Here is an 18829-nt window from a genome sequence, read left to right on the forward strand (position 1 = left end):
CCCCCCAAACAGCGCGACGGCCGGATCGAGGCGCTGCGCAACCTGCGGGTGGCCCGCCGTTCGGCTGTCGACCAGCGCGCAGACACCCAACGCCAGATCAAAGCACTGATCGTCACCGCTCCCGACGACCTGCGCGAACGACTGCGCGGCCTGCCCGTCAAGGAATTGATCAAGGTGTGTGCGGGACTGCGGCCACAGCCGGCCGACGCCGCCAGCCCATCCACCGCCGCGAAGATCGCCCTGCGGTCGCTGGCCCGCCGCCACCAGCAGCTCACACAAGAGATCAACGAGCTCGACGAACTCCTGGACCCACTCGTGGCCGCCATCAACCCCCACCTGGTCGCGGCCAACGGCGTCGGCACCGACGTCGCCGGCCAGCTCCTGGTCACCGCCGGCCAAAACCACGACCGGCTCACCTCCGAGGCCGCCTTCGCCATGCTCTGCGGCGCCGCCCCGATCCCGGCCTCATCGGGCAAGACCCACCGGCACCGGCTTAACCGAGGCGGCGACCGGCAGGCCAACGCCGCCCTCTACCGCGTCGTCCTCTGCCGCCTGCGCTGGGACCCCCGCACCCGCGCCTACATGGAACGACGCACAAAGGAAGGCCTCTCCAAGAAAGAGATCATCCGCTGCCTCAAGCGCTATATCGTCCGCGAGCTCTACCAGATCATCACAGCAAACGATCATGAACTCGCCGCTTGACATCCATAGGAGCATCCGGCCCCTGACGTCACATCGGAACTCTGGGCTTCAGCGCCATGTAGGCTGCCGTCACGGACGGTCCCGGTGGCCGGATCACTTCATGCTGGGGGTGAAGAGGCTAGCCGGCCCAGACCAGGTCGTAGATCATGATGACCTCGGCTGATTCATCAAAGTGAAACCGTAAGATGCCGAAGTCACCGAACGTGGTCTCGCGGATGTCCTTGCGGCCGGGATAGACCGCCCAGGCGTCCCATGGCTCCTCGATCAGGTCGGCGGCACGCTTGACGAGTGCGTCCAGTGCCTCATCGGGCAGGTTCTTCATCTCGGCCAAGGCCGAGCCGGCCAATTCGACGTGATGGCTCACGGGCGTCGTGCCCGGGCGAGGCGCTCTTCCCAGTCGGGAATGGCGACCTCCAGCGGAACCCGCATGCCGGTTCCATGCAGGACGTCCTCCAGGCCCTGACCGTAGGTCGGGTCAGAGTACGCGACCGACCTCAGCCACCACACATGTAGCAACTCGTGAAGCCGGTGGAACTGCTCCGGCCTGCGCGCCGCGTCGAGGGCTGCTTCGTACTCCGTGAGGAACCGGGGCCGCCACTCGTCGGGTAGTGCCTGCAAAATGGCCTGCGGGTCGTAGCGCGGATCATGTACGGGCTGGGCGCTCATAGGAAGAGCCTAGACACTGGCCGCCAGACCCGCAGGTCGGTCCCACCGAAAATCCCGCGCCGCCGCACCGCTCCTGGAGACGAGGACCCGCAACCTCACCGGCCTGCGGGGCAGGATGCGGACGACGTGCGGCCGGAGCAGCGGTCGCACGAGGGGTATGAGTGGCCGTACGTCCTGTCCGGCCGGCTACGGCTGGCCCTCGGCGAGCACGACCTCGTCCTCACCGCCGGGGAGGCCGCCGAGTTCGGCATCCGCGTGCCGCACGGGTTCGGCAACGCCGGACCGCAGCCGGTCGAGTTCCTCAGCCTGTTCGACCCGCAGGGCGAGCGGCTGCACGTACGGCCCGCCCTGCCGCGAAGGGATAAGAAGCCGGACAGCCGGAGTTTTTCCGCGGTTTGACCAAGAGAGAATGGCGCGACAGGATTTGCCGGGCAAATGCCCACGCCGACCGACTATGGGATGACCGGCTTGTCCCCTCATACATCCGTCTTACCGGTTCGTCAGTCCTACTCGCTTTTCTGGTGGTGGATGGCGGCCCTGCTGGCGATCCAGCAATTCGTTCTGAATCTGCTGATCCTGTTCGTTCCCTCGCTGATGGCGAGCGAGATCGTCAGCTGCGGCTGGATGGGCTACGACGCCGGTCCCGAGTGGAAGAGGGAGTTGACCGCCCGGCTGTGGCAGATCGACGCGTTCGTGACACCGGCGATCCCCGTCGCCATGGTGCTGTGCATCTGGTTGATCGCCCGCCGGGGTGCCGACCGTCCTCGCGTACACAAATGGACGGCTTTCGCCGGTGTAAGTCTGATCTGTCTGGATTATGGGTTGACCCGGGCGCAGGCCCTGCTGAATCCGATGCCGGAGGAGGCCAGCTGCTCGGTGGACCCCGCGACGTTCAATGCTTTTCCGTTGGAATATGTCGGCTGGATGTTCGCCCCCGCGGTCTTCGTCATGATCGGGGCCTGGACGGGCATGCGGCCGCCGATGCGGTCGGCGCGTCGCCCGCTGCCGTGGCGGCCCGTCGCGCTGGTCGCGGCCGTCACGGCCCTGCTGGTCGCCGTGGCCGTGGTGATCGTACGGCTCACGCCGGAGCCGCCGCCCGCGGTCGCGGCGGACGGAACACCCCGCCACGCGCTGGTGCTGAAGGGCCACCGCCTGGCCGTACTGGACCTGGTCGAGGGTGGCGAGCCGAATGCGGTCGGCGCTCCGGACGAGAGGTTCTACCAGTACACCGGGGTCGTGCGGGACACCACCCCGGGCCGATATCTGGCAGCGGTCACCACCGCCGGGAACGGCGCCTGGGGAGACCGGTCCTCGCGGATCTACCAAATCAGCGTGCACGGGGACGGCGACGCGGAGGTCGGAGAGCAGGTGGGCGGTGATTACGACGGCATCATCAAGGACCTGGCCGTCTCGCCGCAGGGCCGCATTGCCTACTCGCGTGCCGTGGGGAAGCGGGACGATTCTCTGGAGATCGACAGGACGTTCGTCGGGCTGGTGGACGATCACCGGGAATGGTCGGCGGCGGGCGGCCAGGGCTTCGGCGCGTTCGGAGACGGGGAACTCGGTCTGCACTGGCGGGACGTGAACACCCTCGTGTTCCGGGGGCCCTCGCCGAAGGCCGGCTCGCCCCGGCTCGCCTCTTTGGACGTTCGCCGCCCAGGCAGTGACCTGTCCGCCGCCGGGACGCTCCTGACCATGGGTGGCCTCGAGGACGGGACCGCGCTCACCGTACCGGGGGAGACCCGGATGGTGTTGTCCCAGGTCGGTGTGGAACGGACGTGGGATCAGCAGATCGTGGTCGTCGATCCGTCGAGGAAGCAGCCGATCGGCTCGGCCTTCGCCGCGGGCTGCGGAAACATCGCGGCGTTCACCATCGACCGGTCCGGCCGCTATCTGCTGGTCTCGGTGGACAACAGGGCCGGCCAATTCGTGGGTGACTCACCGGAACCCGTATGCGGGAACGCCGGGCCGTACCAGGTGTTCCGCGTCGACCTGCGGCCTGCGGCTGACGCCCCGAGACCGACGCCGCACGCCGCCCGGTACCCCGGTGAGGCCACCCCGCTCAACCTGCCGCAGACCCCCGTGTGGAGCGGAAAGTCCAGCGTGCACGCCATCGCCTGGTAACGGAGACGCCGACCTGCCGTAGCGACGACACGCTACACACCGGCTTCGGATTCGCTGGGCTGCGGTCTGCGTGCCCTCGGTCTCGAGCGCGTGGTCTGATCAGTTGTACAAACGCTGTACATCCTGCATGGGAATCTGCCGCGGACGCGGGTTCTGGGACAGCATAATCCTGAACGTTCAGAGTTCTTCGAGGAGTTCGGCTGCGGCCTTCGGGTCCATGATGTTGGACCATGCCTGTTCGGCGGGGAGGAGATCGCGTTCAGGCAACGCGTATTCGGGGAACCATCCGTCCGGCTCGCAGCCAGGAACCCGGCCAAGGATCGTCGCGGTCAGGTTGGCGGGGATCGAACCGGTGATACGAATGGCCACGTAGGTTTCGTTGCCGTCATCGGCCCGGATCAGGACACCGAGCCGGAAACCGGGGAAGTCGGTGGCGTGTTCGTGTCCATCGTGCAGGGAACCGCGAGTGAGGTCTCGGATCGTGGAGTCGAGACGGACAGCGAACCTGGTAGCGGCTTCGAGGCGGTAGCGGTCGTGGTCGTCGCGGTTGGGCTTCAGATGTTCGCTGTAGGTGTCCGTGATCAGGGGCTGGTCGTGTTCGGCGTTGTAGCGGGCGCGGGCCGCCCTTGCAGCTTCAGGTCATCGCGGAGGACGCGTAGTGTCGGGCGGACGCGTTGCACGGAATGTCATTCCTCCCAATCGCCGACACCTCCGAGCTCGTTGATGCGTTCGGGTGACAGGCCGGTGAGCAGGGACACACTGGAGGTCAGAGAACCGTCCAGGACCTTCATCGACTCGATCATCCCACGGCGGATCTGTTCACGCTGCTGTTCTACGTAAAGACGTACGGCGGCAGTGACGAGGTCTTTCTTGGTCATCCCGAGGAAGTGAGCCCCCTGGGTGATCAGTTCGTCGGTCGCTGGATCGACCTTCAGTGGCGATTGCCGCTTTGTCGGGTGGGGCATGATTGTGGTCTCCCTCTTTTCCTCCATAGCACCTAGGTACCTCAGCTTGGGACTGAACAACCGGAGCACGGTCGCATCCCGAACGGATCTCGCTCGCGCTCGCTCCTGATGCTGGTCAAAGAGGGGGAGAGAATTGCCAGCCCTCGGCGAGCATGCCGTCCACTGCTCGTACGGCCTGTGCCAGCCGCTGCTCGGGCGAGCCGGTGACGATCACGTGTGGCAGACCCCTGGACGCGAGCTCGGTGCGGAAACGCTCGTCCATCCGGTGACGGATGTGCTCGCCGTCGCGCCAGCCGTCCTGTTCGAACGGTACGTCCGCGACCGAGGTGTGGATCCACAGGTCGTGCCGGGCACGTTCATGGATCCGGACGACCTCGGGGGAGACGGCGCCGAGGTAGCGCTCGTGCCAGAGCGAGGTGGCCAGCGCGTCGGTGTCGCACACGAGCAGGGAAGAGCCCGTCCGCGCGGCAGCGTCCTCCCAGGCCAGTTGCCGTTCGGCGATCAGAGTGAACTCCGCCGGCTCCCAGCCGAGGTCGTCCAGCCAGGGTTCGGGCTCACCGCTCGTCTTGGCTGCTCGGCGGGCGAGGGCTCGCGAACGAACGGCTGCGTGGGCAGTGGGACCAGCCCATCCGGAGTGTCCAGCCAGATTCCCGTCATCGACCCTGCCTCGCAATCTTCCGATGACGCCAGGGTTTCACTCGGTCTACATGCCTTCCACCTGTGCTACGCGATCGTTACTGACGGGCTCTGCGATGAATATGGGCTGGCACCAACAATCGAGTCCGTCCACGGCAGGCTCTGAGACGCGCACTGTTGGGTCTTGCGGCCGGGTCCGGTTCCGCTACTCGGTGTCGGTTTCGGACTGAAGCGGGACCGGTGCGGCCAACTCGAACGAGATGGCTGTGCCCGCCGCGCTACGGCTGAAGCCCCAACGATCGGCAATGTGATCGACCAGCCAGAGCCCTCGACCACCTGCCGCATCCAGGTCGGCGTCCTTCGTACGAGGAATCAGGGCGGAACCTTCGTCTCGGACAGTAATCACGACGCACCCACCGCCGAGCCGGATGGAGACGAGGAACCCGGACAAAGGTTCTCCGTGGCGTACGGCGTTGGCCGCAAGCTCGCTGGTGAGCAACACGGCGTCATCGCCCCGCGGATGGCCGTCCCCCAGTGTTGCTCCCACGAACCTCCGAGCCAACCGCACCTGCTCGGGCGAAGAGGGGAATCGGCGCGAGATCATGAGATGCGTCTGAGGGATCGAACCGGCAAAGGCCTGGGACTCCATGCCGAAGTCGGGCGGTTCAGCCGCTCCTGTAGCGAGCACGGACGGGACACGATCGTTCACGCTGACCTACCTTTCACGATGAGGACTTAGGTGGCGATCGTCCGATTTGCTTGTCTATGCGGTCTCCGAGCCGTTTTGTCGATTACCTAGGAGAGTCGTGTAGACACTGAACGTAATAGTGAATCGAGAATCCCACTCCTGCAACTCTCTTTGCTGAGATCGCCAAGATTTTTTTTGGATCTTGCGGCGCGGTGGTACGCCAGACCGCGAAACTGGCGGCATGGTGTATCGACCAACTGTGCGGGCCCGCCGCTTGGCGCGCGAACTGAGGCGGTTACGTGAACTGCAGGGCCTCACCTTGCAGGAAGTGGCCGACCGGCTCGGTTGGTCACGGGCGCGGGTCTCTCGCATCGAGACGACGCAGATCAGGCCGCATCACGGCGACGTTGCCGACCTGCTCGACCTCTATGGAGTGAGCAGCCCAGAGCGCGATGCCCTCATCGCGCTCGCAAGGCAGGTGCGGCAACGTGGTTGGTGGACCGCGTATCAGGATGTTTTCTCCGGTAGCTATGTGGCTCTCGAAGACGAGGCATCGGAGATCCGAGCCTGGGACGCTCAGCTCATTCACGGTCTGCTCCAAACCGAGGACTATGCCCGGGCCGTCATCCGCGCCGGCCGCATGATCGCCGATGACACGGAGATCAACCGAAGGGTTGCTGCCCGCAGGGCCAGGCAAGCCATGCTGGACCGACCCCAACCGCCACGGCTACACGTCATCGTGGACCAGGCCGCCCTCCAACGTCAGATCGGAGGCCGGGACGTCATGCGGGAGCAGCTGAGGACATTGGTCGATCACGCAGCCCAATCCGCCATCACCATCCAGGTCGTGCCGTACGACATGGGCGAGCATGCCGGACTGGATGGCCGCTTCACGATCCTGAGCTATCCGGACCCGGCCGACCCTGACATTGCTTATGTAGAGGGCACGATGGGTGACATCTACCTTGAGAGCGCCGAAGATGTAGCAAAGCACCAGTTGAGGTTCGATCAGGTCGGCGCGGCGGCGTTGTCGCCCGAGGAGTCTGCCGCGCTGATCGGCAAGCTGGCTCGGGAGTGAGCATGGACGATACCCGGCACGAACTCGCCAAAGCGCGGTGGCGCAAGTCCTCCTACAGCGGTAGCGGCGACCAGTGCGTCGAAGTCGCCGTTCTGTCAGGAGGACGGCGGGCCGTACGTGACTCGAAGGACCCGGCCTCCCCCGTTCTCGTATTCACGAGCACCGAGTGGACCGCCTTCCTTAACGGAATCAAATCCGGAAAGTTCGACTAGGGAGATCAAATACCCGTCAAACTCCTCGTAACCGGCTGGCCCGCAGTCGTCAAGTCGGCATGCGATAGATCAATCGCGTCCGTATTGGCAATTAAGGCTTGTCCCTTAAGGAATGCACGTAGTGCGCGATTCTCTTCGCCGCATCAGACGGATCTTCGTGCTCCCAGACGCGAATAACAGTCCAGCCGGATTCAACGAGAAGGTGATCAGTTTCGGCGTCACGCTCCCTGTTCTTTCGGACCTTCTCCGCCCAGTACTCCGCATTAGTCGCCGACTTGGTGTGGTGCTCCGGACAGCCGTGCCAGAAGCAACCGTCCATGAACACGGCCACTTTGGCCCTTGTGAAAACAAGGTCCGCCGTTCGGCGGACGGCCGGTAGAGGTCGAACCGAGACTCGATAGCGCAGCCCAAGGGCGTGGGCAGCACGCCTAAGGGCCAGCTCCGGCTTGGTGTCCCGACCTCGGTTGGCCTGCATGCTCTTGCGTACACCTTCGCTGGAAGCGCGGGTCGGTCTCTCGACTCTCACGGACATACCGTATGCGACCGCTACGATCCCGATCGAGGGCTTTGACCGAAGGGCCGTCAGTATAGACCCCAGAGCACCTGCCCTCACTGCGGCAGGCCGGGTGGAGGAACGCTTTGTGGGATGACGTCAGACTCGTCAATCGGTATCGACTGGATGAGCGGCTCGGCGAAGGCGCCATGGGCGAGGTCTGGCAGGCGTTCGATCTCCGACTGGACCGAAAGGTAGCGGTGAAGCTCCTGCTTGATCAGTTATCGGGTGAGAAGCGCAAGGTTGAGCGCTTCCTTGCCGAAGCCAAGATCGGCGCCGCAATGCAGCACCCGGGCATCGTGGTGGTATTCGACTTTGGTGAGCACGAAGGACGCCTCTTCTTCGTCATGGAGCTCTTGGCCGGTGAGGATTTGGCCAAGGTACTGTCGCGCTCCCGCAACGGCCTGCCGATCGAGAAGATCGTACGGATGGGCGAGCGGCTCGCCGATGCGCTGGCCGCTGCGCATGCTAGAGGCGTAGTTCATCGAGACATCAAGCCCGCCAACATCATGATCCTTTCTGACGGTCAGCCCAAGATCTGCGACTTCGGCATTGCAAGGATGGTGCAGTCGTTTGGTGGAAAGGGCACCGCGGGAATCGGTACTGCTGCATATATGGCGCCCGAGCAGTACAACGGGGAGATGGACGCGCGAAGTGACCTGTACTCACTGGGTTGCGTCCTCTACGAGATGCTGACGGGGGACCGCCCCTTTCTTGGGAGCCCTTTGCAGCTCCTTTATCAGCACAGCATGGTCACCCCGCAGCCGCCGAGTGCGACCCGCGACGAAATTCCGGCCGACTTGGAGGAACTCATCCTTCAACTGCTCGAGAAGAAGCCGGAAGACCGACCGCAGACAGCTGGCGAGGTCGTCGCTCGGCTCGAGGCCATACGCACCGGGATGGACCGCAACCCGAAAACGCCCAATCCCATCAAGAAGAGGCCAGTTACTCAGCTCCCGCCCAACGAGCTCCTGAAGTCCGGGGCGCCGGAGCAGAAGTACACCGACGCCGACGACGCCATGTCGAAGGCGATCGATGATGTCCTGCGCAAGGCCCATGTGGACGCCAGAGTGACGGGATTCACCCGAGGCCCCAGCACGAGCCGTTTCGAGATCAGGCTCGGGCCGACGACGCCGCAGGAGGCGGTGTTCTCGCTGTCATCCACTCTCGTCGCGGCGGTGGGCAACGCCGCAATACGGCTCGTGCCGTTGAAACGGTCGACCTCCCCCCTTCCGGGCGTCGCTGCCATCGGCTTGGAGGTGCCCCACCGCCGTCCCGACCTGATCAGTCTGGGTGACATCCTTCGAGAGGTTTCGGAAGACAGCGGGTTGACGGCAGGTCTGGGGCGCGCCCAGGACAGGACCCCCGTCATGCTGGACCTGGTGAAATCGCCGCACCTACTTGTCGGCGGCGATTCCGAAGGGATCGATCCGCTCCGGAACATCATCGCCTCGATGGCCATGCGACAGAAGCCGAGCCGGCTTCGTCTCGTGCTCATCGACTCCCGCAAACAACGCTTGGCCGCCTTCGGACACTTACCCCACATGGTCGATCAAGCCAAGGACGACCCCCTCGGCTGGGCCATCGCCGAGGTGGGGCGCCGCTATGCCGATCTGGCGGCGACCCATTGCCGTACCACCGAGCAGTTCAACCGGGAGGTACGCGAGGGGCGAGTACCGACCCCAATCGCCCTCGGTGACACCGAGCTGGCCCACCCGGACGTGCTGGTGGTCATAGACGAGTTGGCCGAAGCCATCCGGCAGGCCCCGGGGGAGGAGGCCATCAGGGAACTCACCAGGGAAGGCCGCGCTGTCGGCGTCCACGTCGTTGCCCGTACGGCTTCGCCGAACGAGCGTGTGATCACCAGCCGGATCAAGGGCTACATCCAGGCCCGACTGGCCCTGTCGGTGTCCACGGTCGAGGAGAGCATGCGGGTGCTCGACCGGGAGGGTGCGGAGTCACTGTGCGCAGGCGATGGGCTGTTCGTCGGCGATCGACAGCGCGTGCCGCACTGGATCAGACTCGCCGCGATCTCCGACGATGAGATCGCGGCGATCGTCAGCCACTGGCGAGGTTGAGGAACGGGCTCGGTTCGCCGTGCCAGGAGACCTGCAGTCGTTCGCGGGCGCGGGTGCATGCGACGAAGAGCAGACAGCGCTCCCGCTGCAGGTCGTTCCAGTGGGTGGTGGCGTCCTCTTCGAGTGGCGTGACCGAACTCGCAGCGGGCAGTTGGTTGGCGCCGACGCCGATCGCGGCCACACAGCGGAACTCCAGCCCCTTCATTCGGTGCATGGTCGTTGCGCGAACGTGGTCGTCGGCGCCATCGCGGTCGCGTGATAGATAGCTGGTCTCGATGCCCGCCCGAGTCAGAGCGGCCACGGCGTCCTGGGCCAACGTCTGAGATCGGGCCGCGATGCCGATCTCCTCGGGTTGCACTCCTGCGTCGAGCCAACCTCGCACTGTCTCCACGAGGTGCGCGAGTTCGGCGTTCTTCGTGGCGGCGGCGAACAGTTCGGGTGTGTCGCCATGGACCTCCGAGCGGCAGCCGGTCAGGCTCGTCTGTTGCCCATCGAGATCGTCGATCTTCTCCCCGGTGAGCATGGCGCAGCTCCACGCGAGGATCTCCGCGGTGGTTCGATAATTGATCTTCAACCGGGTGGACCTGCCACCCAGCTGGATGCCGAGCGCGCCCAGGGATACCCGGTTGTCGTAGATCCGCTGGTGGGTGTCAGCGGCGATGAACAGGTCATCCGGACCCTCGTCGACTGCGGCTCGCAGGACGCGCCAGCGAACCGGATGGAGGTCCTGTGCCTCGTCCACGATCACGTGGTCGTATGGATTGGCATCCGTCTCGTTCAAGAGCCGGGCAGCCTCCACACAAACCGTCTCAAAGGTGCGGTACCCCTGTTCGGTCAAGATGTCCTCGAACTCCGCGACGGCGCGCCAGATCTGCGCCCTCTGCAGGACGCCCAGTCGTCGCCCACGTCCGACGCGGCGGGCGGACAGATAGTCGCCCGAGGTGGTGATCCCCTGTGCCAGGATCACCTGACGCCACTCTTCGCGGAGAAACGTCTCGTTGAAGTCCAGACTGCGACGTCGGACGATCCGCCGCCAGATCTCCATCTCCTCCGAGTCGCGGAGCAGCGCGAACTTCCCGCCGTGCTCGTCCACCACCCGCCTGGCCACCTGGTCCATCGTCAACACATCGATACGAGCCAGAATGTCGTCGTCGGTCTCCAGCAATCGCAGGGATTCGGCCAGCGAACGGGCGAGCGTCGCGGTGAAGGTTGTCAGCAGCACCCTGCCGCCCTGCCGCGCCAGATGGCGGGCGCGGTGCAGGGCCACGACCGTCTTTCCCGTTCCCGGCCCGCCCGTAACCTGTGCGGATCCGGAGTAGGAGCGGTAGGCGGCCTCTCGCTGGGCGGGGTGAAGGTAGACGCGCCAGCGAGCGAAGGGCTTTTCGAACAAGTCCATGAGTTCTTCGGGACCTTCTACCAAAGCCACCTTGTCGGGCATGCGGCGTACAGCAGCGGCCACGTCATCCGGGTCGTACTGTTCATGAATGACGGATCCGACGATCTCGTTCCAGACCTCTTCTGGTGACATGCCGCTCGCGAGGCCGATCAGCACGTCGTACTGGACCTGCGGAAGACGTCCTTCCAGTGCTTCCAATACTCCGATGTCGGTCAGCTTACGAGCGAACTTTCGGATCTGGTCGTCGATGCCCAACCGTACAAGATCGGCATCCGTGACATGGGCGAAGACCGGTCGGACGACAGGCGCTTTGTCCACGGAGAGCTGTTGGATGGCCATGTCGATCGTCTCGGTGTCGCGGACCTCCATGTGTCCCGTGGCGGCGTTCACGGAGACGCGGCGATTCTGTACCCATGAGTAGGCCTCGTTGTGGTTGTCCACTCTGAGCAAGGTGTACTCGTCGCCGGTCTCCGGGACCAGGACGATGCCCCGGTATTTTCGGTCGATCCGAATGCTTTTAAACCGATGATCTCGGATGTGGTTCAACTTCTCCAGATGGGCGCCGGCGTTCGAAGTCTGCTCGAATTTGCGGATCGTCTCGACGACCTTCTGTTGCACTGGCCGTTCCAAGCGAACGAGATCCTGCAGGAAGTCCCGATGAAGGCCCAATTTGGCCACGCCAGCCCCCTTCTGCGTCCGTAGATCGGTTCTCGGCCCGGGCATAACTGTTTGGGCCAAGAACAGGTGGATCACGGTAATCCGGTTCCGTTGAAGAAGAAGCCAGTAGACGGATCTTCGGGAGTCCCAACGATCAGCGCCCGGTCCAGGAAGAGGTTCTGCGCCTCACAACTGGTCTCGGCCAACAGGACGCAGGCGTGGCAGGCGGCCAGGTTGAGGCTTTCGAAGCCTCGGGCCTCCGACTCGATGCAGGGGGGATCCTGCGAACACCAGGCGGCCCGGGCCAAAGCCGATTCGAGTGAGCGGTAGAGTTCCCGGTGCTCGCCCCGAGCCACCACGCCTCCGAGGCTACCCTCGGAGTCGCTGGTGGCGGTGTAGATGAGCAATCCCGCCATGTCGTCCGACACGTAGAGACGCTCACGAAGCGCCGCCGCCGGGTAACCGGCCTCCAACGTCCACTCATTGATCAGGATGTGAGCCAGAGTGTGCAGAAGCACATATCGAGGGGTGACCGGGGAACGCACGTCACTGGTCGGCTTGCCGTAGCCGGCCCGTCGCCGCAGCTGTGCGGTGTGGTTCCGCTGGATTCGCTCAGCACGCTCGGCAGGCCCTGGTCGCGCCTCCCACTCACGGAGCCTGGACTGATCAATGGTGAGGAACACACCCTCACCGCTGACCTCGATGGCGGGCAGCCAGTCGACTCTTTCTCTGGAGAGAGCGGCGTTGCGGAGGTCGGCATGGGTAGGATCGGGCATCTCAACCCGGGCGAACGACTCGAGCACGCGCACTTCGCGTAGTCGTTTGACCAGCATCGATCTCGCGATGCCGTACGGCAGGCCTGCGGAGGGGTCCGATTCCGGCGGGACGCATTCGAAGTCCTCGCCCCGCTCGACACGACCCGTTCCCGCGTACAGTTGCTCGTACTCGCTGCGCCGCAGGTCGTTGGCCGGTTCGAACCCGACCGACTCGTCAGAATCCGGCCCGGCACTCGTGGTCAACTCCCTGCGTCGCTTAACAGCCTCCAGAACGCTCTCCGCCGTGAACCGGTTGTCATCCAGGATGCCCGAGCGCCTGATGTTGTTCAGGACCATGGTCTCGGAGGCCCCATCGTCGATGAGTCCGCTGAATCCGTCGAAGTAGGAGTTCAGCTTCTTTTGCAGGCTCTCAGACCATGGTGGGATCGACAGCGCCGACCGATTGATCGGAAACCAGGTGGCCGATGAGCCTCGCTGGAGCGTCCGAGGCACGGCAGTGCAGCCCGGCTGCTCCGATCCTCGTCCGAGCCAGGGACGACGCCCTTTGCACTTGATCCCCAGCGCCTCCATGGCTCTACGGCCGAAGGCTCCTTCCAGAGAGACGGGGGGCACCCCACAGCTGCACTTGACGAGGATCGACCGTAGCGACGCCGTCCGCCCCGTGCTGTGCAGGCTGAGCTTGTGTCCGGTCCCATCCGTGGTCTCACCTGGCGAGTTCTTCTTATGTACCCAGGCGAAGTAGGGGAAGTCATCGAGATGGCCGTTCTCGCACGCGATCACGAATCGGGACGGCACTAGCGGCTTCTCACACGCCCCGCACAGGTTCTTGCCCGCTGGCGAGCCGAACCTCCTGAACTCCTGTAGATCATTGCACCCCGGGCAGGAATAGATCTCGGGAAACAGCCTGATCTTCACTCCATTGCCGGAGGACGGGTTATCGGCTGGAGGCAGATGAAACTTGGAGACGGCCAGCCAGTTCTGAAGCCGGGGCTCGTATATCACCCCGGAGGGGCGAACCTTCCAGGTGTCCAATCCGCTGACAATGTACGACTGGTCCTCGATGGCCACCAATCCACCCACTCCGTAGGTGGTGATCAACTGGGCGCGCCGGACCGCACCGATGGGCTTGCTCGTCACCTCCTGCTCGCCGTGCTGGCGGCCACCGCTGCGCCGGTTGCGTCCCTGTCGCAACGCCATGTCACTTCTCCAGATAGAGGTCGGACTCGACATCGACGTCGCGCAGGCTCCAGAGCGTCGCGAAGGCGTCATCGAGATCTTCGTCGGAGTAACTGCGCAGGAGCGAGGCATCGCTCGGTCGCTTCTCGCTGCGCTTGTATGTGGGTTTCGCCGCGTAGACCAGTGCCGGATTGTTCTCGGCCAACTTGATCCACCAATTGATGACGTCGTCGAGATCCTCTGCGGTGCCCTGTAGCTCCTCCTCAGCAACCTTCGAGACTCGGGCCAAGATCAGGTCCTTCATCTCTTCCAGTCGGTGCTCGTGGTCCCGCACCAGTCTGGCTGCCCCATTCGAGCGAAGCTCTGGATAAACAAGCCGTGCTGTACCGACGAGCACCGCATGGAGCGCCCGGTCCCGGGCACGGGCGGAGAACGGGGTCACGCTCGTCGATTCGACCTGGCGGTAGAGAGCCGAGTGATATGAGACGAAGCTCTCGTAGTGCGACCGGTCTCTGGACCGGCTCGCGTTGAACAGCATGACCACCAGTCCCGGATGTTGCCGCCCAACCCGGCTGCTCGACTGGATGTACTCCGCGGTGGTCTGCGGCTGCCCCATAATGGCCATCAGTCCGAGCCGGTCCACGTCGACCCCGACAGAGATCATGTTGGTGGCGAGGACCGCGTCGAAGGCCTCTTCATCGGGCAGCCCGCGCTCCAGGTCCTTGAGTCTCTGGGGCACGTCGCTGGACTTCACCCGGCTGGTCAGCTCGGCGAGACGTTCTGCGGAGCGCGGCTTCCCCCCATCCCGTTTCGCCAGCAGGTGCAAGCGGTCCTGGACATCGTCGAGAACCTGCAATTCAGCCGCCGCCAGAAGACGAAGGCTGTTGAAGTAACCGATCAACGTCCAGTAGGCGTCCCGTATCCTCTCGTCGCCTTCGATTTCAGCGGCATGATGCAACAGCGAGGCGTAGGCCCGAACCAACAGAGTGGCCTGGCTCTGGCTGGGCGCGAACAGTCCGACATAGCGGCGGGTGGCCTTGTCCGCCGCCGCCGTCTCAACCGCGAACCAGGAGTCGCGCGCGTCCAGACCGGCGGGTGGAAACTGATGAACTTCCCGGTTGAACAGTCGCCTGCCCTGGTCCTTGGCCCGGCGGATCGTCGCGGTGGACGCGATGACCTTGGGAAGGTCGGCGGCGATGTCGATCGCGGTCTCGTAGAGCCCGGTGAGGCTGCCGAGCGGGCCGGAGATCAGGTGTAGTTCGTCCTGGACTATCAGCTCCGGAGCCGGCGTCGTATCGTCCCTGTCCCGGTTGAACAGCGACGCGACCTCCTCCTTCCACGCAATCTGGGCGAACTTGTCGACCGTCGCGATAACGAGGGTCGGTCGGACCTCGTAAATCCTCTCGTCCACGACGTGAACCGGCAGTTCCTCATGGAAGTCACAGGCGGACGTCGGACAGAAGATCCGCATGTGCGAGGTCTCCACATCGACCTCGTAGTGCCATTCGTCGATCGCGGTTCCACACCATGGACAACCGCGCAGCTGCACCGGGTTCTCCGTCTGAAGCTCCTCACCACCGCGCAGCCGATCGATGGCAGCCGCCGCCTCCTTGAGCTTGTTGGGGGTGGCGGCCGATCCGACCCACATGCCGATGGAGATGGTCTCGTGACCGAGGTCAGTCAGCCGCTCCCGCCGGATCACCTCCATGGCGCAGATGAGAGCGGCGGCCCGTTCGAACTGTTGCAGGGTGAGCAATCTGAGCGTGTAGCGCATGAGCGCAGTCACACCTCCGCCGGCATCGCCCCTGCGCATCCGGCGTAAGAACACCGTGAACGCGATGAGGCCCAGGTACGCCTCGGTCTTTCCGCCGCCTGTGGGGAACCAGAGAAGATCCGCGACACGGCGATCGTCGTGATCGGGATCGACGATCCCGTCCAGGCACAGCAGCATGAATGCGAGCTGGAACGGTCGCCACCGACCGTCGTACGTCACCTCGCCCTGACGGCCCGACTTGATCCAGCTGGTCCGGCCGCGTTGTTCGGACATCGCCCGATTGGCAAGCTGAAAGGCGGCAAGGGCGACCGGGTCGCGGCGAAGTGTCTCGATGCCTGCGGCCATCCGGTCACAAGCGATCTCGCAGTGCTCGATCTGCCCCGCCGCGGCCGTACCGAAGGGAGTCGGACGCAGCAACCTGGCCTCTTCGGCGCGCTCCGCGATCCAGGCGCGATACCCCTCGACCAGCCGTCGAAGCGTGGCTAGCACATCCGACGTGGTGGCCTCGGCGAGATAGGCCATCTCCAACCCTGGAACGTCGATCTCCGGATTCGAGTCGGTGAGCAGTACCTCTTTCGTGGGAACGAACGAGGTCCACACAGCCGCCACTGCGCTGGGGCGTCCCTTGAGCAGTTCCTCGTCCCGAGGCGCTGGCGGCGTCCAGTCCCAGTCGGCTGCGCATCCGTGACCGATCGCGAAGGTCGGCATGTGCCGATACAGGAGACGGTTGACGTGAACCTCCTCCTCGTCCGCACCCACCGGAACGGGCCGTTCCACCAGCGCCTTCGTCCCGTTAGGGCCCGCTATGTGAATGGTCGGCTGGAACAGACAGTGGGCGTCCTTGAGGTCGTACTTGTCGACCCGGTTCGCGTTCAACAGCGCGGCCGTGACCGCGACCGCGCCGGTCCCCGCGTCGGCGTCCCTGATCCTGACCCGGAGTTCGACCCCAGGTGCCAACACCTTGGTGACCTGACACTGCGAGGTGACGTCCACGGTGACCGGATCGAGATTAAGCACACGGCGCCGCCACCGCAGATCCTGCTCATCTGTGGCACGGCGGGCCGCCCGCTGTGCTTTGACGGGGCGTCCCGCCGAGTCGATCGGATCGTACATTGCCGCTGTGACGGTCACCAGGACGACGGGAGCGACCTTCGGATCGACACCAAAGGTGAGTCCCATCGAGGTGGGAAACTGCCGGTTCGCCATGGAGACCCCCGTGTCCTGGACGTCGTCCAGAATGGAGGAGACCGAAGTCTGCTCATCGTCGAGCTCCGACCGCTCCTTACGGACACGGTCGTCGTCGGCGTCATGTGGGAAGAGGATGCCCGCGGCGTAGGTTGTGACCGGTGGGTCGGTGAGGATCTCCTCCTCTCCTCCGACCGGGCCGAGGATGTCGAGCGCCAGCCGTTCGACGAGATCTTCCCTGAACCGGTAGTGCTCAGCGTGCCGCGACACCGGTATCCTCCTCTTCATCTTTTCTGTCCCAGGTGAAATGGCCGAGGCCGACAAGTCGGGGAGCGAGCCAGACACCGTGCGGACCGAGGCCTGCTTCGATGCCGGCGGCCTGGCTGCCGGCAACCGTCTCGACCACATCGATCCGAATCCCAGTGATCGTCCGCGGCCAGTTCCTCGGCTCGTAGTCGCGGCCGAGCTTCAGATGTCGATGCAGCTGCGCATGGAACCGGTCTGATGTGGTCCCGATCGGTCGGCCATCATGCATGACGAGGTACGGCGGGCTTTCCTGCAGCCCGATGGCCTCGGAACAGAGTCGTTCCAGGGCGATTTCGTCTCCAGGTCGGACCTTGCGGGTCAGGTACTCCTGCACCTCTGCTGGATCCATCTCGAAGTCCCGCGTTCCGGCCGGCTGTTCGGAACGCACGTCTCCTGCGACGACCTCCAGACCTTTACGAGCCCACCGTTGGAAGAAGAAGCGAGCCCATCGACCGGTCGCATCGTCGATGCGGATGCACTGCATGTCCAGAGGGTCAAGCCAGTAGACCTCGTCGCGAGGCCTCGTCATGGCCACGTAGAGCAGCCTGGCCTCCTCCGCCGAGTCCACCTGGTGAACGACTTTCCCTTTCTTCGGCGGTGTCTCCGTACGGAGCGGGCCCGGATCAACGACCAGGACCCTGTCGAACTCCAGCCCCTTCGCCCGATGGAACGACGACACCACCAGCCGGGCGGGCGGCTGCGCGGTGAGCTCGTCCGCGAGTCGTCCCTTTGCAATCGCAGTGCGTAACCGTCCGAGGTCGAGGCTGCGGTCCCCACCGCGTCTCGAGTCCGTCCGCAGCAGAAGCCGCCACAGCTGGTCGAGGAGCAGGCTCTCCGCCAGCGACAGGTCAGCGGCCAGCTCGTCGAAACGGGACCGGCTAAGCATGGAGCCATCGCACTGCCGGACAAGCGACCCGATCCAAGCCGGGACCACTCGGTCCTGTGCCGATCGTTGAAGCCGATGCGGAACGCCGAGCCCGTGCAACGCCTCCGAGACGATCAACGCCTGCCCATTTGTACGGCACAGCACAGCGGTCGTGCCCTCGTAGCAGACAAGGGCCTCTGCGGCGAACTGGTCGAGCTCACCGAAGGTCAAACTGTTCCTGTCACCCCGAAGGGTGTCACGCAAATCGTCGTAACACGACTTGGCGCCATCGCCGCCGTTCTCCGAGAGCGACCGGAGCCTAGCGCCATGTCCGAGAGCGATTTCGGCCGCCTCGCTGCGGGCTCGAAAGTTCTCGGTGAGGCTCAACTCCACGAGGTCCTCACCGAAGGTGGCGCGCAGCCAGTCGAAGAACCGGTTGGTCTCGCTGGCCCGTTCCGCCGGGTCTTCAATGGTGAAGCCGTAAATCGCCTGTGCCGGGTCGCCGACGACGGTGAAGCCGCAGTCGAACCGGTCCAGCAGTGCCTCGACTAGCTCACGTCGGGTACCGACCAGGTCTTGGACCTCGTCGATGACCACGTGGAGCAGGTCCTCGTACAGCGCGTCGGCGAGCCCGTCCTCAATGGCCTGTCGGGCACCGTGGATCCTGGCGTCGAAGGACCTGCTCGGCCAGTCGCCGTCGGCATCGACCTGTGACAGCACATCGAGCGCCCACGAGTCGAAGGTCCGCGCCCGCACGTGACGGGCCGCATCCCCATGCCTGACGAGCCGATTTTGTAGCTCTCGTACCGCGGCCCGAGAGAAGGTGAGAACCAGGATCTCCCCCGCGCTCAGGCCTTCGTCCGCGATCAGCCGGTCCAGCCGTCGAACCAGCGTGTGGGTCTTGCCCGCCCCCGCCCCTGCCGTGACCAGGAGAAGCGCGTCCGCTGGCTGATCCATCACGGCCTGCTGTTCGGCAGTGAGGGGAGGCGCGC

At 64.7% G+C, this 18829-nt stretch carries 17 protein-coding genes; 6 read left to right on the forward strand and 11 right to left on the reverse strand.

The window, feature by feature from the left end; translation table 11 throughout:
- Positions 1 to 702: transposase (locus tag AP234_RS07680; protein WP_152990293.1), on the forward strand; the 702-nt coding region annotated here is incomplete at its 5' end.
- 118 nt (positions 703 to 820) lie between these two features.
- On the opposite strand, the gene AP234_RS07685 is transcribed toward AP234_RS07680, so the two are convergent.
- On the reverse strand, positions 821 to 1048 hold the full coding sequence (locus tag AP234_RS07685; RefSeq protein ID WP_235558024.1) for a hypothetical protein: 228 nt from the start codon (positions 1046 to 1048) through the stop codon (positions 821 to 823).
- A 14-nt stretch (positions 1049 to 1062) separates the two neighbouring features.
- Positions 1063 to 1368 carry a DUF6247 family protein gene (locus AP234_RS07690; RefSeq protein ID WP_055478900.1) on the reverse strand — a complete coding sequence of 102 codons (306 nt, stop codon included), beginning with the start codon at positions 1366 to 1368 and terminating at the stop codon, positions 1063 to 1065.
- 126 nt (positions 1369 to 1494) lie between these two features.
- Here AP234_RS07690 and AP234_RS38435 point away from each other — a divergent pair, with 126 nt between their 5' ends.
- Entirely contained in the window at positions 1495 to 1767 is a 273-nt protein-coding gene (locus tag AP234_RS38435; protein ID WP_431998267.1) for a cupin domain-containing protein, read from the forward strand.
- Between the two features lie 129 nt (positions 1768 to 1896).
- The gene (locus AP234_RS07700) at positions 1897 to 3492 is read left to right on the forward strand and encodes a hypothetical protein (protein WP_055478901.1); all 1596 of its coding nucleotides are present in this window, start codon (positions 1897 to 1899) and stop codon (positions 3490 to 3492) included.
- Between the two features lie 177 nt (positions 3493 to 3669).
- Here AP234_RS07700 and AP234_RS37835 read toward each other — a convergent pair whose 3' ends face one another.
- From AP234_RS37835 to AP234_RS07720, 4 genes are all read right to left on the reverse strand, one after another.
- Positions 3670 to 3861 carry a hypothetical protein gene (locus AP234_RS37835; protein ID WP_055478902.1) on the reverse strand — a complete coding sequence of 64 codons (192 nt, stop codon included), beginning with the start codon at positions 3859 to 3861 and terminating at the stop codon, positions 3670 to 3672.
- Between the two features lie 317 nt (positions 3862 to 4178).
- A complete protein-coding gene (locus AP234_RS07710; protein WP_055478903.1) occupies positions 4179 to 4457 on the reverse strand; it encodes a hypothetical protein in 279 nt (92 codons plus the stop codon).
- Between the two features lie 115 nt (positions 4458 to 4572).
- Positions 4573 to 5130 (reverse strand): AAA family ATPase, encoded by a 558-nt coding sequence (locus tag AP234_RS34725; protein ID WP_235558025.1) that lies wholly within the window; start codon positions 5128 to 5130, stop codon positions 4573 to 4575.
- Between the two features lie 168 nt (positions 5131 to 5298).
- Positions 5299 to 5802, reverse strand: coding sequence for an ATP-binding protein (locus AP234_RS07720; protein WP_200926285.1), 504 nt, complete (start codon positions 5800 to 5802; stop codon positions 5299 to 5301).
- Positions 5803 to 6055: 253 nt separating this feature from the next.
- Between AP234_RS07720 and AP234_RS07725 the strand changes: the two genes are divergently transcribed.
- On the forward strand, positions 6056 to 6859 hold the full coding sequence (locus AP234_RS07725) for a helix-turn-helix domain-containing protein (protein WP_235558026.1): 804 nt from the start codon (positions 6056 to 6058) through the stop codon (positions 6857 to 6859).
- Between the two features lie 2 nt (positions 6860 to 6861).
- Complete coding sequence (locus tag AP234_RS07730; protein WP_055478907.1) at positions 6862 to 7071, forward strand: DUF397 domain-containing protein; 210 nt, start codon at positions 6862 to 6864, stop codon at positions 7069 to 7071.
- Positions 7072 to 7162: 91 nt separating this feature from the next.
- On the opposite strand, the gene AP234_RS34730 is transcribed toward AP234_RS07730, so the two are convergent.
- Positions 7163 to 7603 (reverse strand): very short patch repair endonuclease, encoded by a 441-nt coding sequence (locus AP234_RS34730; protein ID WP_083501893.1) that lies wholly within the window; start codon positions 7601 to 7603, stop codon positions 7163 to 7165.
- Between the two features lie 107 nt (positions 7604 to 7710).
- On the opposite strand from AP234_RS34730, the gene AP234_RS07735 reads away from it, so the two are divergent.
- The gene (locus AP234_RS07735) at positions 7711 to 9702 is read left to right on the forward strand and encodes a DNA translocase FtsK (protein ID WP_055478908.1); all 1992 of its coding nucleotides are present in this window, start codon (positions 7711 to 7713) and stop codon (positions 9700 to 9702) included.
- Here AP234_RS07735 and AP234_RS07740 read toward each other — a convergent pair.
- The 4 genes from AP234_RS07740 to AP234_RS07755 all read right to left on the reverse strand — a co-directional run bounded on the left by AP234_RS07740 (position 9683) and on the right by AP234_RS07755 (position 18794).
- Positions 9683 to 11776, reverse strand: coding sequence for a UvrD-helicase domain-containing protein (locus tag AP234_RS07740; RefSeq protein WP_055478909.1), 2094 nt, complete (start codon positions 11774 to 11776; stop codon positions 9683 to 9685). The two genes, AP234_RS07735 and AP234_RS07740, sit on opposite strands and share 20 nt — an antisense overlap.
- A gap of 71 nt (positions 11777 to 11847) precedes the next feature.
- The gene (gene drmB, locus AP234_RS07745; protein WP_055478910.1) at positions 11848 to 13728 is read right to left on the reverse strand and encodes a DrmB family protein; all 1881 of its coding nucleotides are present in this window, start codon (positions 13726 to 13728) and stop codon (positions 11848 to 11850) included.
- Position 13729: 1 nt separating this feature from the next.
- On the reverse strand, positions 13730 to 16687 hold the full coding sequence (locus AP234_RS07750; protein ID WP_235558028.1) for a helicase-related protein: 2958 nt from the start codon (positions 16685 to 16687) through the stop codon (positions 13730 to 13732).
- Between the two features lie 232 nt (positions 16688 to 16919).
- A complete protein-coding gene (locus tag AP234_RS07755) occupies positions 16920 to 18794 on the reverse strand; it encodes an ATP-dependent helicase (protein WP_055479292.1) in 1875 nt (624 codons plus the stop codon).
- Positions 18795 to 18829 lie beyond the last annotated feature (35 nt).

The sequence above is a fragment of the Sphaerimonospora mesophila genome (genome assembly GCF_001417795.1).
Taxonomy (GTDB): Bacteria; Actinomycetota; Actinomycetes; order Streptosporangiales; family Streptosporangiaceae; genus Sphaerimonospora; species Sphaerimonospora mesophila.